General features: G+C 40.8%; 21 protein-coding genes, 17 tRNA genes and 1 riboswitch. Of the genes, 37 read left to right on the top strand and 1 reads right to left on the bottom strand.

Going from position 1 to position 24,661, the window contains the following annotated elements:
* Positions 1 to 52 precede the first annotated feature (52 nt).
* The 31 genes from PCY06_RS09835 to comB all read left to right on the top strand — a co-directional run bounded on the left by PCY06_RS09835 (position 53) and on the right by comB (position 15,830).
* A tRNA-Val gene (locus tag PCY06_RS09835) sits at positions 53 to 125 on the top strand.
* Positions 126 to 127: 2 nt separating this feature from the next.
* A tRNA-Asp gene (locus tag PCY06_RS09830) sits at positions 128 to 200 on the top strand.
* A 27-nt stretch (positions 201 to 227) separates the two neighbouring features.
* Positions 228 to 300 (top strand) — tRNA-Lys (locus PCY06_RS09825).
* 5 nt (positions 301 to 305) lie between these two features.
* Positions 306 to 387: transfer RNA gene (locus PCY06_RS09820), tRNA-Leu, on the top strand.
* Positions 388 to 397: 10 nt separating this feature from the next.
* Positions 398 to 470 (top strand) — tRNA-Thr (locus PCY06_RS09815).
* 20 nt (positions 471 to 490) lie between these two features.
* A tRNA-Gly gene (locus PCY06_RS09810) sits at positions 491 to 562 on the top strand.
* 5 nt (positions 563 to 567) lie between these two features.
* A tRNA-Leu gene (locus PCY06_RS09805) sits at positions 568 to 653 on the top strand.
* Between the two features lie 13 nt (positions 654 to 666).
* Positions 667 to 740, top strand: a tRNA-Arg gene (locus tag PCY06_RS09800).
* 30 nt (positions 741 to 770) lie between these two features.
* Positions 771 to 844, top strand: a tRNA-Pro gene (locus PCY06_RS09795).
* Positions 845 to 850: 6 nt separating this feature from the next.
* A tRNA-Met gene (locus PCY06_RS09790) sits at positions 851 to 924 on the top strand.
* A gap of 13 nt (positions 925 to 937) precedes the next feature.
* Positions 938 to 1,011 (top strand) — tRNA-Ile (locus tag PCY06_RS09785).
* 16 nt (positions 1,012 to 1,027) lie between these two features.
* A tRNA-Ser gene (locus tag PCY06_RS09780) sits at positions 1,028 to 1,117 on the top strand.
* Between the two features lie 19 nt (positions 1,118 to 1,136).
* Positions 1,137 to 1,210 (top strand) — tRNA-Met (locus PCY06_RS09775).
* Positions 1,211 to 1,213: 3 nt separating this feature from the next.
* Positions 1,214 to 1,286: transfer RNA gene (locus PCY06_RS09770), tRNA-Phe, on the top strand.
* Between the two features lie 13 nt (positions 1,287 to 1,299).
* Positions 1,300 to 1,370: transfer RNA gene (locus PCY06_RS09765), tRNA-Gly, on the top strand.
* A gap of 35 nt (positions 1,371 to 1,405) precedes the next feature.
* Positions 1,406 to 1,479, top strand: a tRNA-Ile gene (locus tag PCY06_RS09760).
* A 10-nt stretch (positions 1,480 to 1,489) separates the two neighbouring features.
* Positions 1,490 to 1,577 (top strand) — tRNA-Ser (locus tag PCY06_RS09755).
* 67 nt (positions 1,578 to 1,644) lie between these two features.
* A complete protein-coding gene (mreC, locus tag PCY06_RS09750) occupies positions 1,645 to 2,460 on the top strand; it encodes a rod shape-determining protein MreC (RefSeq protein ID WP_041789835.1) in 816 nt (271 codons plus the stop codon).
* Position 2,461: 1 nt separating this feature from the next.
* Positions 2,462 to 2,962 carry a rod shape-determining protein MreD gene (gene mreD, locus PCY06_RS09745; RefSeq protein WP_041789833.1) on the top strand — a complete coding sequence of 167 codons (501 nt, stop codon included), beginning with the start codon at positions 2,462 to 2,464 and terminating at the stop codon, positions 2,960 to 2,962.
* A 99-nt stretch (positions 2,963 to 3,061) separates the two neighbouring features.
* Complete coding sequence (pcsB, locus tag PCY06_RS09740) at positions 3,062 to 4,252, top strand: peptidoglycan hydrolase PcsB (RefSeq protein WP_125400178.1); 1,191 nt, start codon at positions 3,062 to 3,064, stop codon at positions 4,250 to 4,252.
* Between the two features lie 159 nt (positions 4,253 to 4,411).
* Positions 4,412 to 5,377, top strand: coding sequence for a ribose-phosphate diphosphokinase (locus PCY06_RS09735; RefSeq protein WP_008810021.1), 966 nt, complete (start codon positions 4,412 to 4,414; stop codon positions 5,375 to 5,377).
* 216 nt (positions 5,378 to 5,593) lie between these two features.
* Entirely contained in the window at positions 5,594 to 6,184 is a 591-nt protein-coding gene (abpA, locus tag PCY06_RS09730) for an amylase-binding adhesin AbpA (protein ID WP_045773634.1), read from the top strand.
* An 87-nt stretch (positions 6,185 to 6,271) separates the two neighbouring features.
* Positions 6,272 to 7,129: a class B sortase, LPKTxAVK-specific gene (srtB, locus tag PCY06_RS09725; protein ID WP_045504765.1), complete on the top strand. Its 858-nt coding sequence runs from the start codon at positions 6,272 to 6,274 to the stop codon at positions 7,127 to 7,129.
* Between the two features lie 78 nt (positions 7,130 to 7,207).
* A complete protein-coding gene (locus PCY06_RS09720) occupies positions 7,208 to 7,867 on the top strand; it encodes an HAD family phosphatase (protein WP_125400176.1) in 660 nt (219 codons plus the stop codon).
* A 13-nt stretch (positions 7,868 to 7,880) separates the two neighbouring features.
* Positions 7,881 to 7,982: riboswitch (TPP riboswitch) on the top strand.
* 225 nt (positions 7,983 to 8,207) lie between these two features.
* Positions 8,208 to 8,498: a thiamine-binding protein gene (locus PCY06_RS09715; protein WP_045504760.1), complete on the top strand. Its 291-nt coding sequence runs from the start codon at positions 8,208 to 8,210 to the stop codon at positions 8,496 to 8,498.
* Positions 8,461 to 9,213 (top strand): ABC transporter permease, encoded by a 753-nt coding sequence (locus tag PCY06_RS09710; RefSeq protein WP_082307317.1) that lies wholly within the window; start codon positions 8,461 to 8,463, stop codon positions 9,211 to 9,213. Before PCY06_RS09715 ends, PCY06_RS09710 begins: the two co-directional genes overlap by 38 nt.
* 43 nt (positions 9,214 to 9,256) lie before the next feature.
* Positions 9,257 to 10,255: an ABC transporter substrate-binding protein gene (locus PCY06_RS09705; protein ID WP_082307318.1), complete on the top strand. Its 999-nt coding sequence runs from the start codon at positions 9,257 to 9,259 to the stop codon at positions 10,253 to 10,255.
* A complete protein-coding gene (locus PCY06_RS09700; RefSeq protein WP_105165105.1) occupies positions 10,255 to 10,977 on the top strand; it encodes an ABC transporter ATP-binding protein in 723 nt (240 codons plus the stop codon). Before PCY06_RS09705 ends, PCY06_RS09700 begins: the two co-directional genes overlap by 1 nt.
* A gap of 265 nt (positions 10,978 to 11,242) precedes the next feature.
* Entirely contained in the window at positions 11,243 to 11,854 is a 612-nt protein-coding gene (gene rpsD / locus PCY06_RS09695) for a 30S ribosomal protein S4 (protein WP_008810013.1), read from the top strand.
* Between the two features lie 454 nt (positions 11,855 to 12,308).
* On the top strand, positions 12,309 to 14,462 hold the full coding sequence (comA, locus tag PCY06_RS09690) for a peptide cleavage/export ABC transporter ComA (protein ID WP_301390560.1): 2,154 nt from the start codon (positions 12,309 to 12,311) through the stop codon (positions 14,460 to 14,462).
* A gap of 9 nt (positions 14,463 to 14,471) precedes the next feature.
* Positions 14,472 to 15,830 (top strand): competence pheromone export protein ComB, encoded by a 1,359-nt coding sequence (gene comB / locus PCY06_RS09685; RefSeq protein WP_301390559.1) that lies wholly within the window; start codon positions 14,472 to 14,474, stop codon positions 15,828 to 15,830.
* Between the two features lie 118 nt (positions 15,831 to 15,948).
* Here the strand turns inward: comB and PCY06_RS09680 are convergent, their stop codons facing one another.
* Positions 15,949 to 17,598, bottom strand: a complete 1,650-nt coding sequence (locus PCY06_RS09680; protein ID WP_301390558.1) for a GBS Bsp-like repeat-containing protein — start codon at positions 17,596 to 17,598, stop codon at positions 15,949 to 15,951.
* Between the two features lie 243 nt (positions 17,599 to 17,841).
* Here PCY06_RS09680 and purD point away from each other — a divergent pair, with 243 nt between their 5' ends.
* The 6 genes from purD (at position 17,842) to PCY06_RS09650 (ending at position 24,632) form a co-directional block, all read left to right on the top strand.
* Entirely contained in the window at positions 17,842 to 19,101 is a 1,260-nt protein-coding gene (gene purD / locus PCY06_RS09675; RefSeq protein ID WP_301390557.1) for a phosphoribosylamine--glycine ligase, read from the top strand.
* Positions 19,102 to 19,160: 59 nt separating this feature from the next.
* Positions 19,161 to 20,354, top strand: coding sequence for an ATP-grasp domain-containing protein (locus PCY06_RS09670; protein ID WP_301390556.1), 1,194 nt, complete (start codon positions 19,161 to 19,163; stop codon positions 20,352 to 20,354).
* A 19-nt stretch (positions 20,355 to 20,373) separates the two neighbouring features.
* Positions 20,374 to 20,862 carry a 5-(carboxyamino)imidazole ribonucleotide mutase gene (purE, locus tag PCY06_RS09665; protein WP_004192664.1) on the top strand — a complete coding sequence of 163 codons (489 nt, stop codon included), beginning with the start codon at positions 20,374 to 20,376 and terminating at the stop codon, positions 20,860 to 20,862.
* Entirely contained in the window at positions 20,849 to 21,928 is a 1,080-nt protein-coding gene (purK, locus tag PCY06_RS09660; RefSeq protein ID WP_301390555.1) for a 5-(carboxyamino)imidazole ribonucleotide synthase, read from the top strand. Before purE ends, purK begins: the two co-directional genes overlap by 14 nt.
* A 4-nt stretch (positions 21,929 to 21,932) precedes the next feature.
* Positions 21,933 to 24,326, top strand: a complete 2,394-nt coding sequence (locus PCY06_RS09655) for an AAA family ATPase (protein ID WP_301390554.1) — start codon at positions 21,933 to 21,935, stop codon at positions 24,324 to 24,326.
* Between the two features lie 78 nt (positions 24,327 to 24,404).
* Positions 24,405 to 24,632, top strand: coding sequence for a phosphoribosylaminoimidazole carboxylase (locus PCY06_RS09650; RefSeq protein WP_301390553.1), 228 nt, complete (start codon positions 24,405 to 24,407; stop codon positions 24,630 to 24,632).
* The last annotated feature ends 29 nt before the right edge of the window (positions 24,633 to 24,661 follow it).

The raw sequence follows: 24,661 nt of genomic DNA, 5'->3' as shown, positions 1-24,661 counted from the left end.
GATATGGTAGTCGCTTAGCAAGGATAGAGTCTAGTGAAAGCTAGGCTCATTTGGGAGTTTAGCTCAGCTGGGAGAGCATCTGCCTTACAAGCAGAGGGTCAGCGGTTCGATCCCGTTAACTCCCATAGGTCCCGTAGTGTAGCGGTTATCACGTCGCCCTGTCACGGCGAAGATCGCGGGTTCGATTCCCGTCGGGACCGTTGGAATCGAGAGGAGATTTCAAAGAAGACTCGTTAGCTCAGTTGGTAGAGCATTTGACTTTTAATCAAAGGGTCACTGGTTCGAGCCCAGTACGGGTCATAAGCGCGGGTTTGGCGGAATTGGCAGACGCACCAGATTTAGGATCTGGCGCTTAACGGCGTGGGGGTTCAAGTCCCTTAACCCGCATAAGAAATAGGCCGGCTTAGCTCAGTTGGTAGAGCATCTGATTTGTAATCAGAGGGTCGCGTGTTCAAGTCATGTAGCCGGCATTAAGAGAGAAGAGGCGTATGCGAACGTAGTTCAGTGGTAGAACACCACCTTGCCAAGGTGGGGGTCGCGGGTTCGAATCCCGTCGTTCGCTTAGAGGCCGGGGTGGCGGAACTGGCAGACGCACAGGACTTAAAATCCTGCGATTGGAAACGATCGTACCGGTTCGATTCCGGTCCTCGGCATATATAATAATGAGCACCCTTAGCTCAACTGGATAGAGTACCTGACTACGAATCAGGCGGTTAGAGGTTCGACTCCTCTAGGGTGCATATAGTGATAGGAGAGATATTCGATCACGACGGGAAGTAGCTCAGCTTGGTAGAGTACTTGGTTTGGGACCAAGGTGTCGCAGGTTCGAATCCTGTCTTCCCGATTGTATGGCGGTGTAGCTCAGCTGGCTAGAGCGTCCGGTTCATACCCGGGAGGTCGGGGGTTCGATCCCCTTCGCCGCTATAATGATCTTGTTGGACCTTTAGCTCAGCTGGTTAGAGCTCTCGGCTCATAACCGAGTGGTCGTAGGTTCAAGTCCTACAAGGTCCATGTTTTTTTGTATACTGGAGGATTACCCAAGTCCGGCTGAAGGGAACGGTCTTGAAAACCGTCAGGCGTGTAAAAGCGTGCGTGGGTTCGAATCCCACATCCTCCTTTTGGTTGAATAATACTATCGCGGGATGGAGCAGCTAGGTAGCTCGTCGGGCTCATAACCCGAAGGTCGTAGGTTCAAATCCTGCTCCCGCAATAAGGCTCGGTAGCTCAGTTGGTAGAGCAATGGATTGAAGCTCCATGTGTCGGCGGTTCGATTCCGTCTCGCGCCATATTATTAAATAAGCGGGTGTAGTTTAGTGGTAAAACTACAGCCTTCCAAGCTGTTGTCGCGAGTTCGATTCTCGTCACCCGCTTTGAACGAAAGGTTCATACCAAGTTTTTATAACTTGGGCGCGTAGCTCAGGTGGTTAGAGCGCACGCCTGATAAGCGTGAGGTCGGTGGTTCGAGTCCACTCGTGCCCATTTTATAGTTGGAGAATTACTCAAGAGGCTGAAGAGGACGGTTTGCTAAATCGTTAGGTCGGGTAACTGGCGCGGGGGTTCGAATCCCCCATTCTCCGTCAATAGGGAGTTTAGCATTTGCTATCTCCTTTTCTTGTACTTTGTTGTGGGATTGTAGGTATTGAGATGAAAAAATTTAAAAAATCAAGATTAATTGTAATGATCATTGTGCTAATTTTAACTGCTTCAGCTTTGTTACTTTCTACCTATTCTACTTGGTTTGTAAATGGGACATCAAATGCTTTAAGCCTTGTTGATAATGTTTTGTCAAAGCCATTCCACTTACTTACTGATGTGAAAAGTGATTTGGAACATTTGGTTAATACTTATCATGAGAATGAAGAGTTAAAAGCTACTTTAAATGAAATTGATTCAGCGTCAAATGAGGTTACTGATTTAAAAGAAGAGAATGCCCAACTTCGAGAAATGCTTGATATGAAGAATTCTATTAAAAGTGATGTAAAATTATCTGCTGATGTTATTGCTCGTACTCCAGCTTCATGGTCTAATGAGTTGACAGTTAATGTAGGATCAGAAAATAAAGTAGCTTCAACTATGCTTGTTGTTGGCAACGGGGGCTTGATTGGAAGTGTTGATCAAGTGAATGAACATTCTAGTCGAATTAGTCTATTAACGAATAAAAAGAATAGCGAAAACATATCCGTTAGAATACAAAGTGGCTCAAAAACAATTTATGGTATTATTGTAGGATATGACGAAAAAAAGTCAGCATTTATTGTTAGTCAGCTGAATACTTCTGATGAGATCAAAGAGGGCTCAAAAGTGGTTACAAGTGGCTTGGGGTCTTATCCAGTTGCGAATATTTCTGTTGGGAAGGTATCTTCTGTAGCTTCAAGTAGTGACTATTTGACAAAAGAGGTATATATTAAGCCAAGTGCTGATTTTTCTGACATTCGTGTGGTAACATTGGTGGGGAACTGATATGCGACTTTTTAGACAACATGTGGGTATACCGCTCTTATTGCTTTTTTTAATGTTATTAGATGGCCAGATTTCAACCCTAATTGCTTCTTTTTTACCTATAAGATTCCATTTAGTTTGCCATTTGGTGTTGATTTTTCTACTATTTGTTTCAGTAGAAGTATCTGATGTAACAGCATTTACAATATTCTTAGTGATAGGTATTCTTTATGATGCTTACTATTTTCATGTAATTGGAATTGCCACATTATTACTTCCTCTATTGAGTGTATTAGTCAATAAATATAATACAATCATGATGGGCAATAAAATCACTAGATTCTTGTCTGTTTTAATACTGGTATTCTTGTTTGAATTTGTTTCTTTTTTATTAGCCAATCTAGTTTCTTTAACTAGTATGGAAATCAGTACTTTTATTGTCTATAGTTTAGCTCCGACAATGGTGCTTAATTCCTTGCTTTTATTACTTTTGCAACCAGTTTTGGAAAAAGTTTATTTATGATAAAAAAGAAGAAATAAAAATGTAATAAAGGCGTAACATATTCTACGTCTTTTTCTGTTATACTTATTATTGTCTTATTGGATAGGAGTAGAATTATTTATGAAGAAAAAAATTATCACTTCGATGTTATTAAGTGCTTTGGTTCTTACACAAGGCGCTAGTCTAGTGAATGTGCATGCCGATACAACAGATGACAAGATCGCTGCACAGAACAATAAAATTAATAGCTTAAATGCTCAACAACAAGCTGCACAAGCTCAAGTTGATCAAATTCAAAGTCAAGTATCAGCAATTAAATCACAACAAGAAAAGCTTCAGGCTGAAAACGAAAAGTTAACAGCAGAATCTGAAAAACTTTCAGCTGAAATCGATGAATTGTCAAAAAACATTGTAGCACGTAATGAGTCATTAGCAAACCAAGCTCGTAGCGCTCAAACAAGTGGAACTGTTACAAGCTATATTAATACGATTGTTAACTCAAGCTCTATCACTGAAGCAATTTCACGTGTGACAGCTATGAATGAAATCATCTCCGCAAACAATAAAATGTTGGAACAACAAAAAGCGGATAAAGAAGCAATTGCTGAGAAACAAATTGCTAATAACGAAGCAATCAACACAGTTATTGCTAACCAACAAACCTTGGCTGATGATGCTCAAGCGTTGTCAACTAAAGAAGCTGAATTGAAGGTTGCACAAATCAATCTTGCAGCTGAAAAAGCAAGTGCCGAAGGTGAGAAAAATTCTCTTTTAGAACAAAAAGCAGCAGCACAAAAAGCAGCTGAAGCAGCAGCAGCAGCTGAAGCAGCTTACCGTTCACAACAAGCTTCTCAACTTCAAGCAATTCAAGCATCTGGTAATACAAACCTCTCAGCACAAATACAAGCTGTTTCTGGAGGTACTCCTGCTGCAGCAGCACCTGCACCAGCAGCGGCAGTGTCTAATGTATCTTATTCTTCAGACGCTTCTACTTACCCTGTTGGTCAGTGTACTTGGGGAGTTAAAACATTGGCACCTTGGGCTGGTAATTACTGGGGTAATGGTGGTCAATGGGCAGCAAGTGCAGCAGCGGCAGGCTTCCGTGTAGGTTCTCAACCACAAGTTGGAGCGATCGCATGTTGGACTGATGGTGGTTATGGACACGTGGCTGTAGTAACAGCAGTTCAGTCTTCAACTAGCATTCAAGTATCAGAAGCTAACTATCTTGGTCAACAATCAATTGGTAACTACCGTGGTTGGTTTGACCCAACAACTGCACAAGGTACAGTAAGTTACATTTATCCAAATTAATAAATTTAGAAGGTTGGAATTTCCAACCTTTTTATATTTAGCATAAGATTAAGTATTTGTAAGACTATTCAAATATTTTTTGTAAAACGCTTTATTCAAAATTGAAATATTCCTTAAAAAGGGTTAAAATGTAAATGGAATAAATTTTCGGAGGCAAACATGTCATTTTCTGATTTAAAGCTCTTTGCTCTTTCTTCTAACCAAGAGTTGGCCAAGCGGGTAGCCAAAGGGATAGGAATGGAGCTTGGAAAGTCGACGGTACGTCAGTTTTCGGATGGGGAGATTCAAGTCAATATTGAAGAATCAATTCGAGGCAAGCATGTTTTTATTTTGCAGTCAACGAGTTCACCTGTTAACGATAATCTGATGGAGATTTTGATTATGGTGGATGCGCTTAAGCGAGCAAGTGCTGAATCTATCAATGTGGTCATGCCTTACTATGGTTATGCTAGACAAGACCGTAAGGCCCGTGCTCGTGAACCGATTACTTCTAAACTAGTAGCAAATATGCTAGAAATTGCTGGTGTTGATCGTTTGTTGACAATTGATTTACATGCTTCACAGATTCAAGGCTTCTTTGACATTCCGGTTGATCATTTAATGGGAGCGCCTCTCATTGCTAATTACTTTGAACGTCGTGGAATGATTGGAAGTGACTATGTTGTTGTGAGTCCTGACCATGGTGGTGTCTCACGTGCTAGAAAATTAGCGGAATTTCTAAAAACACCGATTGCTATTATTGATAAACGTCGTAGTGTAGATAAGATGAACACTAGTGAGGTCATGAATATTATTGGTAACGTTAAGGGAAAAACTTGTATTTTGATCGATGATATGATTGATACTGCAGGAACCATCTGTCACGCAGCAGATGCTTTAGCTGAAGCAGGTGCAGTTGATGTTTATGCTAGTTGCACTCACCCAGTTCTATCTGGTCCTGCAATGGAAAATATTCAGAAATCTGCTATCAAGAAATTAGTTGTTCTGGATACAATTTATCTTCCGCAAGAACGTTTAATTGATAAGATTGAGCAGATTTCTATTGCTGATCTTCTTTCAGAAGCAATTATTCGTATCCATGAAAAACGTCCTCTTTCTCCTTTGTTTGAGATTGGAAAAAACTAATATTATAAAAGTGTTACAATATTACGCATTTCTGAAATGCTTCCCCCTGACCACAAGATAAGGGGGATTTTTTATTGAAACGAAGCCGTTTCTACCATATGATGAATTTCAAAATAATAAAAAAAACTATTGACAAAAATAGGGCAAATATATATAATATAGGTAGTAACTCCGAGTTACGAATAATTTTTTTAAAAAGAAAAAGGAGATAAAACGATGAAAAAAGTTTTATTGTCAAGCGTGGTAGCACTTACATTATTTGCAGCTGCAGCACCAGTTTTCTCTGCTGATGAAGCTACTGATGCAGCTCGTAAAAACGACGGCGCATACTACCTTCAAACTCAATTCACAAATGCTGATAAAGTAAACGAATACTTGGCTCAACATGATGGTGAAATCCGTGCAGAAGCTGCTGCAGATCCAGCAGTAGTAGCTGCTAAAGCTGCTCTTGATGCAGTTGAAGGTGGAAGCCACAATTATGGTGAAGTTAAAGCAGCTTATGAAGCAGCATTCAACAACGCTTTCAACGCTGTACGTAACAAATATGTACAACAATTCCAAGCTACATACAACAACGCTACAGAACAAGAAGGCAAAACATACATCCAAGGTGAAACTCCTGAACAAGCTAACGCTCGTTACTTGAAACGTGTTGGTGCAGCTAACAACCAAAACCCAGCTGCAGAAGACAAAGGAGCTACTACTACTCCTGCTTCTAAAGAAGAAGCTAAAAAATCAGAAGCTGCTGCTAAAAACGCAGGTAAAGCTGCTGGTAAAGCACTTCCAAAAACTTCAGCAGTTAAATAATTCTTTATTGATACTGATGTAAACAATATCACTGGGCCATTGGTTCAGTGATATTTTCTTAGAAAAAATGGGGAATACTTAAATATTATGAGTCAAAATGCTAAAAGACAGACTAAGAAGGCTCCAAATAAAAATTTAAAATTATTTGGTGCTTTATTAGGTATCATTGTTGTTGCTGTTGCAACTGCAATGCTGATTTTTAATCCATTTAAGTCAGCGCCTAAATCGAATACGACTGCTTCTACTAGTCAAGTAACAAAAAGCTCTACAAAGAATACTTATCAACCAAGCAAGGAAGAAAAAGAGTATTTAGCCAAGCGCTTTGCAGATTTAAAGGCTATTAATAGTGAAGCTATTGCTTATGTTTATGCTCCAGGTACAAAATTAGATGAACCTGTTGTACAGACGAAAGACAATTCTACTTATCTTGATAAAACCTTTGAAGGCGGGAATGAGCCTTACATGGGGACAGTTTTTATGGACACAGATAATAAGAAAGACTTTAGTGATCGCTTGACTTGGCTCTTTGGTCATGCTCGTGGAAGTAAAGTAGCGGACAATCGTATGTTTAACGATGTCAACTTCTATGATAATCAGGAATTTTTCGATCAGCACAAGTATGTTGTTGTTGAAACACCTGAGCGTAAGTTCTACTATGAAGCAATGGGCTTGGTTATTGTACCAGAGGAGACGGCTTTCTATCGGACTAGCTTTGATGGAGATAAGGACTTTACAGATCAGTTGAGCAGTATCTATGAAGCGTCTAGGACAAAGAATAAGGACATTAAGGTAAAAGCAAGTGATAAATATCTTGTGTTATCAACCTGTCGTGAAGAGGATGAGACAATTCGTTCTAACCTCTACTTACGTCAGATTCCAGATTCTGAAATGAGTGATTTCCTTGCGAAACATGGGTCAGAATTGACATACACTCCTACTAGATAGGCTATTAAAGAGGCGGAATTTATTTTCGCCTTTTTTATATTTTTTAAACATGTTATAATGGGATCAGAGGTGGACACTATGATTAAAAATTTGGTTTTTGATTTAGGAAATGTTTTGATTGAGTGGAATCCAGATAAGATATTCAGGCATTTTGAAGCGGATGAAATGCGACGACAATCCCTGAGAGAAGCGATTTTTGATTCACACCTATGGCACCAAACGGATTGGGGGTCCTTGTCTTTGTCGGAAGCTTGCAAATTAGCTCAACAGAATCTGGATCCATCTTTTGAAGCTACAGTTGAAAAAATATTTTTTTACTGGTATGAGGCCGTGGATGTCTACCAAAATCTGCAAGAAAAAATAGAGCGATGGTCAAAGTTAGGCTATCATATTTACATTTTATCAACAACCTGTGAGATATTTTATAGGATTGAACAGGCAGGATTATTGCCAATTTTTCCTCTTTTGTCAGGTTATATTCTCTCTTCAGAAGTTAAAGTAGTAAAACCTTACAAAAAAATATACCAGGAACTCCTTGAGAAATATAATCTTAAACCAGAAGAGTCGGTCTTTATGGATGATATTCAGGTCAATTTGGATACGGCAAGGGAAATGGGCTTTGAGACAATACTGGCCAAGAGCGAATTAGAAAATATTGAGGCGCTGGATTGTTTATTACATTCTAAGGGGATGTTTGGTTCAGTGGGATTAAGCACAAATCTTGACATAGAGTCCTGATTGCGCTATCATAATATACATATATGGGAGTCTGTGTACAGTCTGAGAGGAAGTGTAAACTTCGACCGCACCTGATCTGGGTAATGCCAGCGTAGGGAAAAGTATTTGTAAAAAACCCTGTGGTTTTACTAAAAGTGGCGAGCGATTCGCCTATCTTTAGGATACTGATGCATGCTACACCTTTTCCATATTGGAGAAGGTGTTTTTGTATGAAGTGCAAGGTTTTTATAAAGAGAGCTTGCGATCTCTTTCATTAGGGAAAGAACGGTCTGGTTAGTAAATGGAATCGTATCTGTATGCATCATTCTCAGATAGAGTTTGAATGTAGGGAGGTGAAGAGATGAAAGCAAGCATTGCTTTGCAAATTCTGCCTTTGTCAACTGATAAAGGACGGTTGGCAGTCATTGAAGACGTGATTGAGTATCTGCAGAAACAGCCCGTGAGGCAGTTGGTAACTCCTTTTGAAACAGTTTTAGAAGGAGAATGGGAAGATTTGTTTCCTATATTGGGAAAGGCAATAGAATTGGCTGGCAGTCAAGCAGATAATGTATTTGCAAATGTGAAGATAAATTATGGAGAGATTTTGTCTATTGATGAGAAACTTGAAAAATATTCTGCGCCAGCAGATTAGTCTTTTGGGGATGGTGGGTTTACTTGCCGTTTGGCAGGTCATGGGCTGGCTCAAGCTCTTGCCTAAGTTTATTCTGCCAACACCTTTAGAAATCTGCCAGGCTTTTATTAGGGATGCAGAACTGTTGGCTGTACACAGTTGGGCGACCTTAAAAGTAGCCTTGTTGGGTCTGCTGCTGGGAGTCATTATAGCCTGCTTGCTGGCAGTGCTCATGGATAGTCTGAGCTGGCTCAATGATTTGATTTATCCTATGATGGTTGTGGTGCAGACGATTCCGACCATTGCTTTGGCTCCAATTCTGGTTCTCTGGCTGGGTTATGGGATTTTGCCCAAGATTGTGCTTATTATTTTGACGACGACTTTTCCGATTATTGTCAGTATTCTGGACGGTTTTCGGCATTGCGATAGAGATACCTTGACTCTCTTTGAACTCATGCAGGCCAATCGATGGCAGATTCTATGGCATTTCAAGATTCCAGCTAGTTTACCTTATTTCTATGCGGGTCTAAGGGTCAGTGTTTCCTATGCTTTTATCACGACCGTAGTTTCCGAATGGCTGGGCGGCTTTGAAGGGCTGGGTGTCTATATGATCCAGTCTAAGAAGCTTTTCCAGTACGATACCATGTTTGCCATTATCGTTTTAGTATCAGTTATCAGTCTTCTGGGTATGAAACTGGTAGCTATTAGTGAAAAATTTGTCATCAAGTGGAAATAGGAGCTTAGCTCTGCTATTTTCAAAAAAAGAAAAGAGGATTATGATGAAAAAAAGTTGTAAATTATTCCTTGCAGGTTTGGCTGCAGTATCACTATTTGGTCTAGCTGCTTGCGCTCAGTCGAAATCTACGTCTGAAAGCAAGGACAAAAAGATTGATTTTATTCTGGATTGGTCACCCAATACCAATCATACAGGACTTTATGTAGCTAAGGAGAAGGGCTACTTTAAGGAAGCAGGTGTGGATGTTGATATTAAGTTGCCACCAGAAGATAGCACTTCTGACCTGATTATTAATGGCAAGGCTCCTTTTGGAATTTACTTCCAGGATTCTATGGCTAAAAAACTGGATAAGGGCGCAGAAATCACAGCTGTTGCGGCTATTGTAGAACACAATACTTCAGGTATCATTTCTAAGAAATCTGCAGGGATTAATGGTCCCAAGGATCTGGCTGGGAAGAAATATGGCACCTGGAATGACCCTGTGGAGTTGGGCATGCTGAAGACATTGGTAGAAAACCAAGGTAGCAAGTTTGATGATGTAGAGAAGGTTCCGAATAATGATTCTAACTCTATCACACCAATTGAAAATGGTTTGTTTGATGCGGCATGGATTTATCATGGCTGGGATGGTATCATGGCAGAGACTCAGGGCATGGACACTAATTTCTTTTATATGAAGGACTATGTCAAGGAGTTTGACTATTATTCTCCAGTCATCATTGCTAATAATGACTATCTGAAGAAGAATCCGGACGAGGCAAAAAAGGTCTTGCAAGCTATTAAAAAAGGCTACCAATATGCTATGGAGCACCCTGAAGAAGCAGCAGACATTTTAATTAAGAATGCACCAGAGCTAAAAAACAAACGTGACTTTGTCTTGGCTTCTCAGAAATATCTGTCTGAGCAATATGCATCAGATAAGGATAAGTGGGGTCAGTTTGAGGCTAGCCGTTGGAATGCCTTTTACAAATGGGCCAAGGATAACGGTCTTGTAAAAAATGACTTGAGTGACAAGGGATTTAGCAACGATTATATAAAATAATGACAGTAATTAAACTTGAAAATATAAGCTATGCTTATGATGAACAGCAAATTTTAAAAGATATCAACCTAGAGGTGGAAGCTAGCCAAGTAGTGGCAATCTTGGGTCCTAGTGGCGTTGGGAAATCGACTCTTTTTAACCTCATTGCTGGGATTTTGGAGGTCCAGTCGGGCAGGATTGTCCTAGATGGGCAGGAAAATCCTAAGGGTCAGGTGAGTTATATGCTACAGAAGGACTTGTTGCTGGAGCATAAGACGGTGCTGGGTAATGTCATCTTGCCCCTATTAATCCGAAAAGTATCCAAAAAGGAAGCGATGGAGCAGGCAACTCAGATTTTGAAGGAGTTCGGGCTCTTTGATGTGGCAGACAAGTATCCACATGAGCTGAGTGGGGGGATGCGGCAGCGCGTGGCTCTGTTACGGACCTATATGTTCGGCCACAAGCTATTTCTTCTAGACGAGGCTTTTAGTGCTTTGGATGAGCTGACCAAGATGGAGCTGCACGCTTGGTATCTGGACATTCATCGTAGGCTGGGTCTGACGACTCTTCTCATCACGCATAGCATTGAGGAGGCTCTGGCTCTCAGTGATCATATCTATATTCTGAAAAATCGTCCAGGGCAAATCGTTGCGAATCTCCAGCTTATCTGGTCAGACAGCGAGGATAAAGAACTGCAGAAGCTCCGTTATAAGCGGGACATTTTAAAGCTCTTAGGAATGTGAAGTAAGCGACGGGATTCCTCATGAACAGTTTTCAAGTAACAAAAATCAAGCTTTTTGGCTTGATTTTTTGTTTGAGACCCTTTACTTTTGACTTTATTCATGGTACAATAGACTTTGTGTGAAATAGCAGCAGGAAAGCATGGAGCTCGTCAACAGAACATCAGCTATAAAAGTAGCCTTAGCTGTTTGGGCGAAAATGTTCTGCACGAATCAGAGCTTTCTAAGTGACTATTTCCTCAAAAATATTTTATAGGAGGACATTTATATGTCACGTTATACAGGACCATCTTGGAAACAAGCTCGTCGTTTGGGTCTTTCTCTTACTGGTACAGGTAAAGAATTGGCTCGCCGTAACTATGTACCTGGTCAACATGGACCAAACAACCGCAGCAAATTGTCAGAATATGGTTTGCAATTGGCTGAAAAACAAAAACTTCGTTTCACTTACGGTGTAGGTGAAAAACAATTCCGTAACTTGTTCGTTCAAGCTACTAAGATCAAAGAAGGAATTCTTGGTTTTAACTTCATGCTTCTTTTGGAACGTCGTTTGGATAACGTTGTTTACCGTCTTGGTCTTGCGACTACTCGTCGTCAAGCTCGTCAATTCGTAAACCACGGTCACATCCTTGTTGACGGCAAACGCGTTGATATCCCATCATACCGCGTAACTCCAGGTCAAGTGATCTCAGTTCGTGAAAAATCATTGAAAGTGCCTGCAATCCTTGAAGCTGTTGAAGCAACTCTTGGACGTCCAGCATTCGTATCATTTGATGCTGAAAAATTAGAAGGTTCACTGACTCGCTTGCCAGAACGCGATGAAATCAACCCAGAAATCAACGAAGCACTTGTCGTTGAATTCTACAACAAAATGCTTTAATTTTAAGATATATCTTACGAAAAGCCTACTACAGTGGGCTTTTTGTTTTGTCTTAAAACGTTGATTTTTGGGTTTGTTCAGTTATTTGTTCAGTTATAAGCTACCTAAAGCTGTTTCATAAACCGATACGGCTTTTTTTGCGTTCTCTTTTGAGAGGTATGTATCCATAGTCATGGGGGAGGTGAAGTCACCTAGAAATGGATGTTTAAGAAGCATTTCCATTAGCTGATAAATGTGTTAGGAGTCGAGTCATGCCGGAGTCATTTTTAAGAATCTAGTGAGAAAGCCAGCTGTCATCTGACAAAAAGCTCATGACATTTTAAAAAAGAGCAATTAAAAATGAGGAACATCTGAGAAAAAAAGTTTGGCAAGTCGCCAATAGACTATCATTCAGGTAGGTTTTTTTATTATCATAAATTCATCAAGTATAAATGCATATGGAGAAAAGGTTTTTATGAAATTTAGGAAACGGCATTACAGAGCGCAAGTTGATACTAGGGATTGCGGTGTGGCAGCTCTGGCTATGGTTTTTGGTTATTATGGATCGTATTTTTCCTTGGCTACACTACGAGAAAAGGCAAAAACAACTAATGATGGCACAACTGCTTTGGGTTTGGTGAAAGTTGCTGAGGGCTTAAATTTTGAGACAAGGGCTTTTAAAGCTGATATGGGAATCTTTGATCTGGAAGATGTATCTTATCCCTTCATCGTTCATGTACTTAAGGAAGGGAAACTCCTACATTATTATGTTGTAATGGGACAAGATAAACACACGATTCATATTGCAGACCCAGATCCTCAAGTTAAGATGACAAAGATTTCGCGAGAGCGTTTCGAACAGGAGTGGACAGGAATTACCATTTTCCTAGCTCCTAGTCCAGCCTATAAACCTAGTCAGGAAAAGAAAAATGGACTTTTAGACTTCATTCCCTTATTGATTAAACAGAAGGGATTGATTACTAATATTGTGCTTGCAACTTTGCTGGTAACGGTGATCAATATTGTTGGATCCTACTACCTTCAGTCGATTATTGATACTTATGTGCCTGATCATATGAAAACGACGCTGGGTATGATTTCTATCGGCTTGATTATTGTCTATATTTTGCAGCAATTCTTGTCTTATGCCCAAGAATATTTGCTTTTGGTTTTAGGGCAACGCCTATCAATTGATGTGATCTTATCCTATATCAAGCACGTTTTTCAGCTACCTATGTCATTTTTCGCGACAAGGCGGACAGGGGAAATTGTCTCTCGTTTTACGGATGCCAATCGGATTATTGATGCCTTGGCCAGTACAATCTTGTCTATTTTCTTGGATGTGTCAATTGTGTCGATCATTGCGATTGTTCTTTTTTCACAAAATAGCAGTCTTTTCTTTTTGACCTTGCTAGGAATCCCCGTTTACGCGCTCATTATTTTTCTTTTTATGAAGCCTTTTGAAAAGATGAATCATGAGACGATGGAAGCAAATAGTCTGTTGTCGTCTTCCATTATTGAAGATATCAATGGAATTGAGACCATTAAGTCTTTGACCAGCGAAAAACAACGTTATCAGAAGATTGACAAGGAATTTGTGACTTATCTGAAAAAGTCTTTTGCATATGGACGTTCTGAGAGTTTACAAAAAGTCTTGAAAGCAGCAGCTCGTTTGATTTTAAACGTCTTGATTTTATGGCTAGGAGCCACACTTGTCATGGATCAAAAAATCAGTCTGGGACAGCTCATCACTTATAATACACTTCTAGTCTACTTTACTAATCCTTTGGAAAATATCATCAATCTGCAAACGAAGTTACAGTCTGCACGAGTGGCCAATGAGCGTCTCAATGAGGTCTATTTAGTCCAGTCTGAATTTGAAGAAGAGAAGCTTATCAAGGACTTGAGCCACTTTCAGGCTGACATCGATTTTCGTGGAGTCAGTTATAAGTATGGCTATGGGGCCAATGTATTATCGGAAATTGACTTGCATATTCCTGCTGGAAGTAAGACCAGCTTTGTTGGTGTATCCGGCTCAGGAAAAACGACCTTGGCCAAGATGATGGTGCATTTTTATGGTCCGAATCAAGGGGATATTTGTCTGGGAGGTGTCAATCTCAATCAGCTGGATAAGCAGGCACTGCGCCAATATATCAACTATCTTCCCCAGCAACCGTATGTTTTTAATGGGACTATTTTGGAAAATTTACTCTTAGGCGCGCGTGAAGGCACGACTCAAGAAGATATTCTGCGGGCGGTAGAATTGGCAGAAATTAGGTCGGATATTGAGCGGATGCCTCTCAATTATCAGACAGAGCTATCAGCAGATGGAGCAGGGATTTCAGGTGGTCAACGCCAGCGTATTGCTCTAGCGAGGGCTCTCTTGACAGATGCGCCAGTGCTTATCTTAGATGAAGCAACAAGCAGTCTGGATATTTTGACGGAGAAGCGGATCATTGATAATTTGATGGCGCTTGATAAGACGATTATTTTTATTGCTCATCGTTTGACTATTGCGGAACGTTCGGAGCAGGTGGTCGTTTTGGATCAAGGTAGGATTGTCGAGAGTGGAAGTCATAAGGAGCTGATCGAAAGAGAAGGCTTTTACCACCATTTGGTCAATAGTTAGGGAGAAAATATGAATGAACAATTTTTAGAAAGTGCAGAGTTTTATCAGAAACGTTATCATAATTTTGCTAGTTGTTTAATTGTGCCAAGTCTTATTTTACTAGTATTTCTAGTTGGTTTTTCCATGCTGGCTAAAAAAGAAATTACAATTTCTAGCCGTGCTTCTGTAGAAGCTAGCCGAGTGCTAGCTCAGATTCAGTCGACTAGTAACCAGCCTATCATTGCGAATCATTTGGCAGAAAACAAGGAGGTCAAAAAAGGGGACCTGCTAATCCAGTATGCAGTAGAAGGAGAGGGAGCTCAGGAACAGAAGTTTTCCAGCCAGCTTGACTTACTCAAAGATCAAAAGGGCAAACTAGAAACTTTGCGTTCCAGTTTAGAAAGCGGGCGTAATCAATTCACTGAGCCAGATAGTTATGGCTATGAACAAAGCTTTAAAGACTACCAGAATCAAGTAGCGAGTATGACTAGTTCTGTGAATCAGCAAAATGCTACGATTGCTTCACAAAATGCAGCAGCCAGTCAGTCTCAGGCGGAACTGGGCGGTGTTATCAGTGATGTAGATAGCAAACTAAATGACCATCGAAACTTGAAAAATGCCATTCAAAGTGGGGTGGGTATAGATGCATCGCACCCTCTTTACTCCTTGTATCAGTCCTATCGTGATCAGTTGAGTTTGACAGAGGATAAGACTACAGCTCAAAGTCAGATTGTAGCTCAGTTAGATGGGCAAATCTCTCAATTAGAAGCAACATCTGCGACTTATCGTGTCCAATATGCTGGTGCTGGCGCCCAACAAGCCTATGCTAGCAATTTATCTAGTCAGTTGGCTTCACTGAAAGCTCAGTATCTAGTCAAGGTAGGACAAGAATTGACCACTCTGACTCAGCAAATCTTGGAAGCCGAGAGCAATCTTAAACTTCAAGAAACAGTCTCTAAGCGAGGTCAGATTTTGGCTGAAATGGATGGCTTGCTCCACTTAAATCCAGAAGTACAAGGATCTACCCTGGTAGCAGAAGGAACTGCTTTGGCTCAGATTTACCCCAAAATCACCAGTGAACGAAAAATCAAAATTGTCACATATGTTTCTTCCAAGGATGTATCTACTATTAAAAATGGAGACAAGGTGCGCTTCATTACTGCTGATGATGCTAACAAACAAATGATTTTGACATCCCAAATTTCCAGTATTGACGCCAATGCTACCCAAACCAAACAGGGAAATTTCTTTAAAGTAGAATGCGAAATGGCTGTTAGTAAAGATCAAGCTAAGAAGCTTCGCTATGGCTTGGAAGGTAAATTCGTCATGGTAACTGGGCAAAAGACTTATTTCAGCTATTATATGGAGAAGTTTTTTAATCTTGGTTGAAGAACGCAGTTTAGTTTATGATAAAAGATGGGCGAAAAGCCCTTTTTTGTGCTTAGCTGGATGTTTTACAGCAATATAAAAAAGCCCTCCGAAATAAGGGAGGTGCTAAATGATAGGGTTAATTTGGGTAGATATAGGAAACCGTGCCCTGAGCGATGGTTGGGTCAAACCAGCCACGAAAATTAGCGATATAGCGCTGTCCAGCGTAGTTGGATTCCTGAATTTGGATACGCTTATGTGAATCAACATGCGTGACGACGCCGACGTGTCCGTATCCACCGTCAGTCCAGCAGGCAATAGCTCCGACCTGAGGTGTGGATCCTACACGGAATCCTGCTCGGCGAGCACTGGCTGCCCAGTCCCCACCATTTCCCCACCAGTTTCCTGCCCAAGGAGCGAGAGCCTTGGCACCCCATGTACATTCACCAACAGGGTAGGTGTTACTTGGGTCGGTTGCATGGTTAAGAGGTTTTCTCACAGTTACCGTTGGGCGTGTCACTTGAAAATTAGAGGCCATGACACCCGTTACTTTCCCACCAGATTGTCGATAGACATGGACATGATAGAGACCGTCACCGATATGATTGTTGGCGTTGAAATCTAACGAATAGCGCCCATTACCAAGAGAATTAGCTGTATACCAGCGGAGGTCGTCTTGGCCATTAATATCTGACCAGATGGGGAAGAGAATATGGCCGTCACCGAAACTATTTTGTAAGATAACTTGATAGGTCGATTGGCCTTTATGGACCACTTGCAGACTCGGAGTTAGTGGTTGGGGTGCTGGCTGAGGCAGATTGACATTTTCAGCAACATAGCCAGCTCGGCTACCGTCTTCATAGGTAATGTAGACGTGATTGATATAGTCGCCGTAAAGCTGCTGGTGATTTCGGATATCGAATTGAACGGAGAAGCTTCCGTTGCCTATTTGTGAAGCCTCATACCATTTAAGATTGCTTTGATTAGCAGTACTCCAAATAGGCACCTGCACACTTTTTATTCTCTTAGAATAAGGACTTTCTTGGACCCTTACGGTATAGGTTCCATTTTCCTTATTAATGTTGGTAATACTGATGAGTGGCTTGCTGTCTCTGACAGGCTCTGCTGGTACTCTAGCAGCTGAAGCTTGCAGAGGTTTGTTATTGCTTGGCTTTGCCTGAGGGGGTGTCGCCTTTGGTTGAGCTACCTTTTGAGGAGGAAGAGATTTGTTTCGATCTTCGACTTTTTGATAGGAGTTCCGACGGTTTTCAACTCTATTGGTCGCGGGGGCCGGAGCTGGAGAAGGTGCTGGATTAGTTGGCTTTTGCTCAGCAGGCGCTTGAGGTGTAGCATTGTTAGACGAAGTGCTGTTTTGTTGTTCAGGGACAGTTTTTTCGGCTGATTGAACCGGCTTGTTTAGAAAGACCGATTTACTACTCAAGTGATATTTGACACCATTTACATTGAGATAAGTCTCGATGTGAAATTTGCCCTGGCCCTTGTGCTGAGACAAGTCAATCCTGGTCGTGCTTTGATTAGCTGAATACCAGACAATATCGTCTTGGCCACCCTCCTCAGACCAGACGGCATGTTGGATGGGGTAAGCTTCTTGCGCAGCGGTCGGTTGGTACTGAACAATCGCTGTTTGTCCTTCAAGCTGAACGGAAACTTCGCTGGTCATAGCCGTCAGCTGGGATGGGCTAAACTGTTCATTCGCTGCAGCTAATGGAGCGGATAGTGAGGTCAGCAAGGTTGCTGAAAGCAGTAAGAAATTTTTGTATTTTTTCATACATCTCCTTTACAATATTTTTTTGGAAAACTCCACTTATATTATTCGGGAAATTTATTGGAAAAATCAAAGTTTAGAAATTATCAAGTTTGTTCTACCATATTTCTTTCGTTTCAAATGGCATAAAACGAACGATTGTGATATAATTTAGATGAATAATTCGTAAAAATGGCAATGATTTTTACGTGATGTGTTAGCTTGGTGCGTAAGCGCCTATGATATGAACATAGAGGTATCTTAGCTATGAAGCTTTTAGTCGTTGGTTCAGGCGGTCGTGAGCATGCGATTGCCAAGAAATTGTTGGAGTCTCAGGGTGTGGAGCAGGTGTTTGTCGCTCCTGGAAATGATGGCATGACCTTGGATGGGTTGGATTTAGTGAACATTGGAATTTCCGAACATTCCAAACTGATTGAATTTGCCAAGAAGAATGATATTGCTTGGACCTTTATCGGACCGGATGATGCGCTGGCAGCTGGAATTGTAGATGATTTTAACCAAGCTGGACTCAAGGCTTTTGGTCCATCTCGTTTAGCAGCGGAGCTGGAGTGGTCCAAGGATTTTGCCAAGGAAATCATGGTTAAGTACTGTGTTCCGACAGCAGCCTATGGCACATTTTCCGACTTTGAGGAAGCCAAAACTTATATCGAAAAGCAGGGAGCGCCTATCGTGGTCAAGGCGGACGGCTTGGCTCTGGGTAAAGGCGTGGTCGTCGCAGAGACAGTAGAGCAGGCGGTTGAGGCCGCGCAGGAGATGCTCTTGGACAATAAGTTCGGCGACAGCGGTGCGCGCGTGGTTATCGAAGAGTTCCTGGACGGCGAGGAGTTCTCCCTATTTGCCTTTGTCAATGGGGACAAGTTTTACATCATGCCGACGGCTCAGGATCACAAGCGGGCCTACGATGGGGACAAGGGTCCCAATACAGGTGGTATGGGAGCTTATGCGCCAGTGCCTCACCTGCCACAAAGCGTGGTGGACCAGTCAGTTGAGTCGATTATTAAGCCAGTTCTCAAAGGTATGATAGCTGAGGGCCGACCTTATCTGGGCGTGCTCTACGCTGGGCTGATTCTGACAGCCGATGGTCCTAAGGTTATCGAATTCAACTCGCGCTTCGGTGACCCAGAAACCCAGATTATCCTGCCACGCTTGACGTCTGACTTTGCGCAGAACATCACGGACATTTTGGACAAGAAAGAGCCTGCTATCACCTGGCTGAATGAGGGCGTGACCCTTGGCGTGGTTGTCGCCTCAGAGGGCTACCCGCTGGACTATGAGAAAGGCCTGCCTCTGCCAGAGAAGACAGACGGCGACATCATCACCTACTATGCAGGGGCTAAGTTTGCGGAAAATAGCAGAGCACTGCTGTCAAATGGCGGCCGGGTGTACATGCTGGTCACCACAGCAGATACCGTCTCAGCTGCGCAGGAAAGAATCTACGACCAACTAAAAAAACAAGACACCACAGGCTTCTTTTATAGGCATGATATTGGTGGTAAGGCTTTGTAAATCAAATCTATGAAACTTTTAGCCGTGAGACTTAAAAATAGACTTCAGGTGTTTGAAAAATGAAAAATAGGTTGCTATTTTTAGAAGGTTCAAGCTTGACCTCACGAGAAACTTTGACAGTTTTGTTGAAAGAAGGCTATAAAATTGATGTGTTATCTCCTAGAAGATTTTCCATTGCATATTTCAGTCGTCTAACCCATAGAGTTCCGATAGTTGATGTGAATCGTTTTCCTGTAGATTATCTGAGACAGGTTAGTCAGTTGCTTCATAAAGCCAATTACAAGGCCATTTTGCCAACACATGAAGAAGGCTGGTTATTGGCGAATGGGAAACAATTTTTGCCTCAATCGCTACCAATCGCCCTTGCTGATCAAGAGCAGTTTGAAAAGTTGGCTGGGAAGATTGCTTTTGCTGAAACTGCGGATTTATTAGGACTTCCCACACCTAAGTGGGAGTACGTGAAAGATGCAGACTCTATCCTGCTAGACTATCCTTATTGGCTGAAAGCAGATTATGGTACTGCCGGTCGCTCGGTTTATAAGATTTCAAGTAAGAAAGATTTGGCTGAAGTGACGAGCAAATTAACAGCGAGTGATGAGGAATGGATGGTTCAGCAAGACATAGTTGGAGACTATGGTCAGGTTCAAGCAGTGTTTGATCATGGAGAATTACTCGCAGTGCATTCTAGCGTAAAAGTAGGTTCTGGTGCGGGTGGTTCGGCTGCGGCAAGATTAAGCATAGAATCTAAAAGAACGAGAGAGCATGTTGAAAAATTAGGACAATATATACAATGGCATGGTTGCCTAACCCTAGATTTTATACGTAGGGGAGACCAATTTTACTATATAGAGTGTAATCCTAGAATGGTAGAGCCTGCTAACGCCTATAAAGCAGGAGTTAATTTTCCAAAAATCATGATAGAACTAGCCAGTCACAGCTACGCTAAATCTGAGGTCATTCTTGGTCAAGCAGGCGTTGAGACGCATAGTCTGATGGCTTTGATTATTGGAACAGCTGAGAAGACGAAAAGTAGAAGAAAAATATTGCAGACAATAAAGTACTGGCTTTTAAGACGTGATAGTGAAGAAGTGTTGACACCTGTCTGGAAGGATTTGCCGAGCATTATACCTCTTGTGACAATTATACTTCGTTTATTGATAAAACCTAAGAGCGTTGAAAATCTGGTTAATCAGACTGTTCAACATTATAGTGTTGAATCAGCTACTGTAAAAAATATTGAGCAAAAGAATTAGTTTATTCAGAGGAGAAAATATGAAACCAATTATTTCCATCATTATGGGCTCCAAATCCGACTGGGCAACCATGCAAAAAACAGCCCAAGTCTTAGACCGCTTTGGTGTAGCCTATGAAAAGAAAGTCGTCTCTGCCCACCGCACGCCTGACATCATGTTCCAACATGCGGAAGAAGCTCGCAGTCGCGGTATCAAGGTCATTATCGCAGGTGCTGGTGGCGCAGCACACCTACCAGGTATGGTCGCGGCTAAAACGACTCTGCCTGTCATCGGTGTACCGGTCAAATCACGCGCTCTCAGCGGTCTGGACTCTCTTTATTCGATTGTGCAGATGCCAGGCGGTGTGCCTGTAGCAACTATGGCTATTGGGGAAGCAGGAGCAACAAATGCGGCTCTCTTTGCCCTCCGCCTTCTTTCAGTAGAGGATCAGGCTATTGCGACAGCTTTGGCGGATTTTGCTGAAGAACAAGGAAAAATCGCAGAGGAGTCTACGAATGAGCTCATCTAAAACAATCGGAATCATCGGTGGTGGTCAGTTGGGGCAGATGATGGCCATTTCTGCTATCTACATGGGGCACAAGGTCATCGCGCTTGATCCTGCTGCGGATTGCCCTGCCTCTCGCGTGGCAGAAATCATCGTAGCCCTTTATAATGACGTGGATGCTCTGCGTCAGCTGGCTGAGCGTTGCGATGTCCTGACCTATGAGTTTGAAAATGTCGATGCGGACGGTTTGGATGCCGTTATCAAGGATGGTCAGCTCCCTCAAGGAACGGACCTGCTCCGCATTTCTCAAAATCGGATCTTTGAAAAGGACTTTCTCTCAAACAAGGCCCAAGTCACCGTGGCACCCTACAAGGTCGTGACTTCTAGCCAAGACTTGGCTGATATCGACCTGTCGAAAAATTATGTCCTCAAGACTGCGACTGGTGGTTACGATGGCCATGGTCAAAAGGTTATTCGTTCAGAAGCAGACTTGGAAGAAGCCTATGCGTTAGCTGATTCAGCTGACTGTGTCTTGGAAGAATTCGTCAATTTTGATCTTGAAATTTCTGTCATTGTATCTGGAAATGGCAAGGACGTGACGGTTTTCCCAGTTCAGGAAAATATCCACCGCAATAACATCCTGTCTAAGACCATTGTGCCAGCTCGCATTTCTGATAGTCTAGCTGAGAAAGCCAAAGCAATGGCGGTGCGAATCGCAGAACAGCTCAAGCTGTCTGGAACCCTCTGCGTGGAAATGTTTGCGACGGCTGATGACATCATCGTCAATGAGATTGCTCCACGTCCACACAACTCTGGGCACTACTCTATCGAAGCCTGCGACTTCTCGCAGTTTGATACCCATATTCTCGGCGTCCTTGGAGCACCATTGCCAGCTATCCACCTACATGCGCCTGCCGTCATGCTTAATGTACTCGGTCAGCATGTCGAGGTCGCTGAGAAATATGTCACAGAAAATCCAAGCGCCCACCTCCATCTGTATGGTAAAATAGAAGCGAAGCACAACCGCAAAATGGGACATGTGACTTTGTTTAGTGATGTGCCGGATAGCGTGGTTGAGTTTGGAGAGTAACAGAATGTTTGAGAAGATAAAGGGAATCAAGATTAAATCAGGTATCTTTGAGGAAGAGACGTGCCTAGAATTATTTGACGGGAAGTTTGATGGAACAAATCGAACACAAAATAATAGAGTTAGTTTGTTGTTTGGGAGAAATGGCTCAGGGAAAAGTACGATTGCTCGTGGGATTCATCAATTAAAGGCTGATGAAGTTGGAATAGATGATAAAGTAGCACTTATTGATGCTCAGGATAGTGATATTATATTAGAAGAGGCGAGCAAGAAATCAATTTTTGTTTTCAACGAGGACTACATTGAGCAAAAAGTTAAAATTGCTCAAGATGGTTTGGACACAATAGTAATTTTAGGTGAGCAGGTTGATATTGATTGCAAAATTGATATAAAAAAAGAAGAGTTATCTGAAGCACAAATAAAACTTCAAAAATATGAATTGGAGCTTGCAGAATATAACGATGCGAAAAACGAAAAATCTCCAGACTATTGGATGGATAAAATAAATGCTTCTTTAAAGGGACTGGGACATTGGGCTGAGAGAGATAGAGAAATAAAAGGAAATCGCTCAGCTTCTCCTGTACATAGGAATACATATCAAGATTTCGTCAGATTAAAACCAGCTTCTACAAAAGAGAAATTAGAAATTGATTTTAAAACTAAGAAAGACAGGTATTTATCATTAGAAAATTCTGAAGTTTCTTCACTTCAAAAGTTAATATTACCAGATATAAATTTTAACAAAGACGACTTGGCTAATTTATTGTCTAAAAAAATAGAGAATCCTGAACTAAATTCTCGGGATAAAAAGTTACTGTCGTTATTATCAGATGCTTCGAAAGGCGAGCCCCATTTAAGGCAAGTTGAAAAATTCTTTTCAAACAAACATAATAAGACCTGCCCATTTTGTACTCAACTGGTTTCGGAAGAGGTACAAACTGAACTGATTAGTGGTATAACTAAATTATTATCCAAAGAAGTTGAAGAACATCAAGAGAAGCTAGCAAAAAGTAAGTTTCTTTTGATTGAAGAACTAGACATGTCAGCTTATGAACAGCTAAATTTAAGTTTAATTAAGTCTTATCAAGATAATATTAAAGCTATAAATTGTAAATTAGAAGAAATCAATATAGTAATTGACAAAAAAATCAAAAATCCATATGTGATAATTGAGTTACCTGATATTGATATTTCTCAAGAATTGATTAAAGTTAGTAGTGATATTGAGAAAATTAATCAAGCTGTTGAAAAACATAATATAGAAATCTCCGATATTAAGAGTTTAAAAGTTGACTTACTTAAAATCAATAATGAATTAGCATATTATGAAATTAAGGATGACTATCAAAAATTTCAAGATAAAACAAAAAGAAAGTCAGCTTGTGAAACTGAATATAATACTTGTAAACAGCAATCAAAAAGTTATGAACAAGATATTCTTGATTTAGAAAATCAGAAACTCAATATAGATATTGCTGTCAACGAAATCAATAAAAGTTTAAATTACATATTTTTTTCACAAAATCGTCTAGCTATCAAAAATCAAAATAGTAAGTATTACCTGTTATCAAGAGGAAAATCTGTAGAACCTAGTAGAATATCAGTAGGTGAGAGAAATGCGTTAGCTCTATGTTATTTCTTTACAGAAATAATTCAAAAAAGGGAGCTAATAGAAGCTTATAGTCAAGAATATTTTATTGTTATTGATGATCCTATTTCGAGTTTTGACATGGAAAATAAAGTAGGAACAATATCATATTTAAAATACTGTTTAACAAGATTTCTTAAGGGCAATAGTCATACTAGAGTTATCTTAATGACTCACGATAAACAGATGATGTATGATTTTGAGAAATTTTTACAGGAGATAATGGAATTTTGTAAGGTGGAAGAAGGTGGACAAGTATCGAAATACAAGAAATTAGAATTAGTCTCTGGTGAATTACGGGAATTTAGGACGGGGACCCACGATTATACAGAACTTCTTGAATTAGTTTTTTCTTATGCAACAGGAAGAGATAGAAATAACTCAGAAAGTTTTATTGGAAATGCAATGAGAAAAATTTTAGAAGCATATGGGACGTTTAATTATAAGCAAAACATTCATAAATTAACAACAGATCCAATGATTGTAAGTAAAATAGATGATCAATACAGAGATTATTTTGAAAACTTGATGTATAGACTAGTTTTACACGGTGAAAGCCATTTTGAAGATCCAGTCAAAGTTTTGAATATTGATTTTTTTGGTACTATTTCTGATGAAGAACGAGAAAAGACTGCTAGAGATTTATTGGTATTGCTTTATCTTTTAGATGAGGTACATGTTATGAAGCATCTATCAAAAATAGGAGATGCTAAAGAACAGTTTGAAAAATGGAAAAGTGAAATTTCCGTCTAATAAAATAAACTAATAGAAAGGAACAAGGGCACTCGTATTTATCCAACTGAATACGGGCTAAGGACTTAATCAATTCCTATGATTCAAATAATCGTTAATGCCTTTGTCGAGAAAGGTAAGACTGGAGCAGTCGTCGAAGTCTTGTATGCTAGCAGCAATCACGAAAAAGTGAAAGCTAAGTATGAAGAATTAGTTGCTCAATACCCTGGAAACTATTTAGCCATCTATGATGTACCGTTGGATACGGATTTGAATACACTAAATCACTATCCATCTGTATGGATTGGGAAAGAAGAATTTGAATAAGATTTCCATCGGTTGCTTAGCTAAGTGAA

Origin of the sequence: Streptococcus sp. SG1 (assembly GCF_030439935.1) — a bacterium.
GTDB lineage: Bacteria > Bacillota > Bacilli > Lactobacillales > Streptococcaceae > Streptococcus > Streptococcus gordonii.
This window is presented reverse-complemented; position numbering and strand designations above follow the sequence as displayed.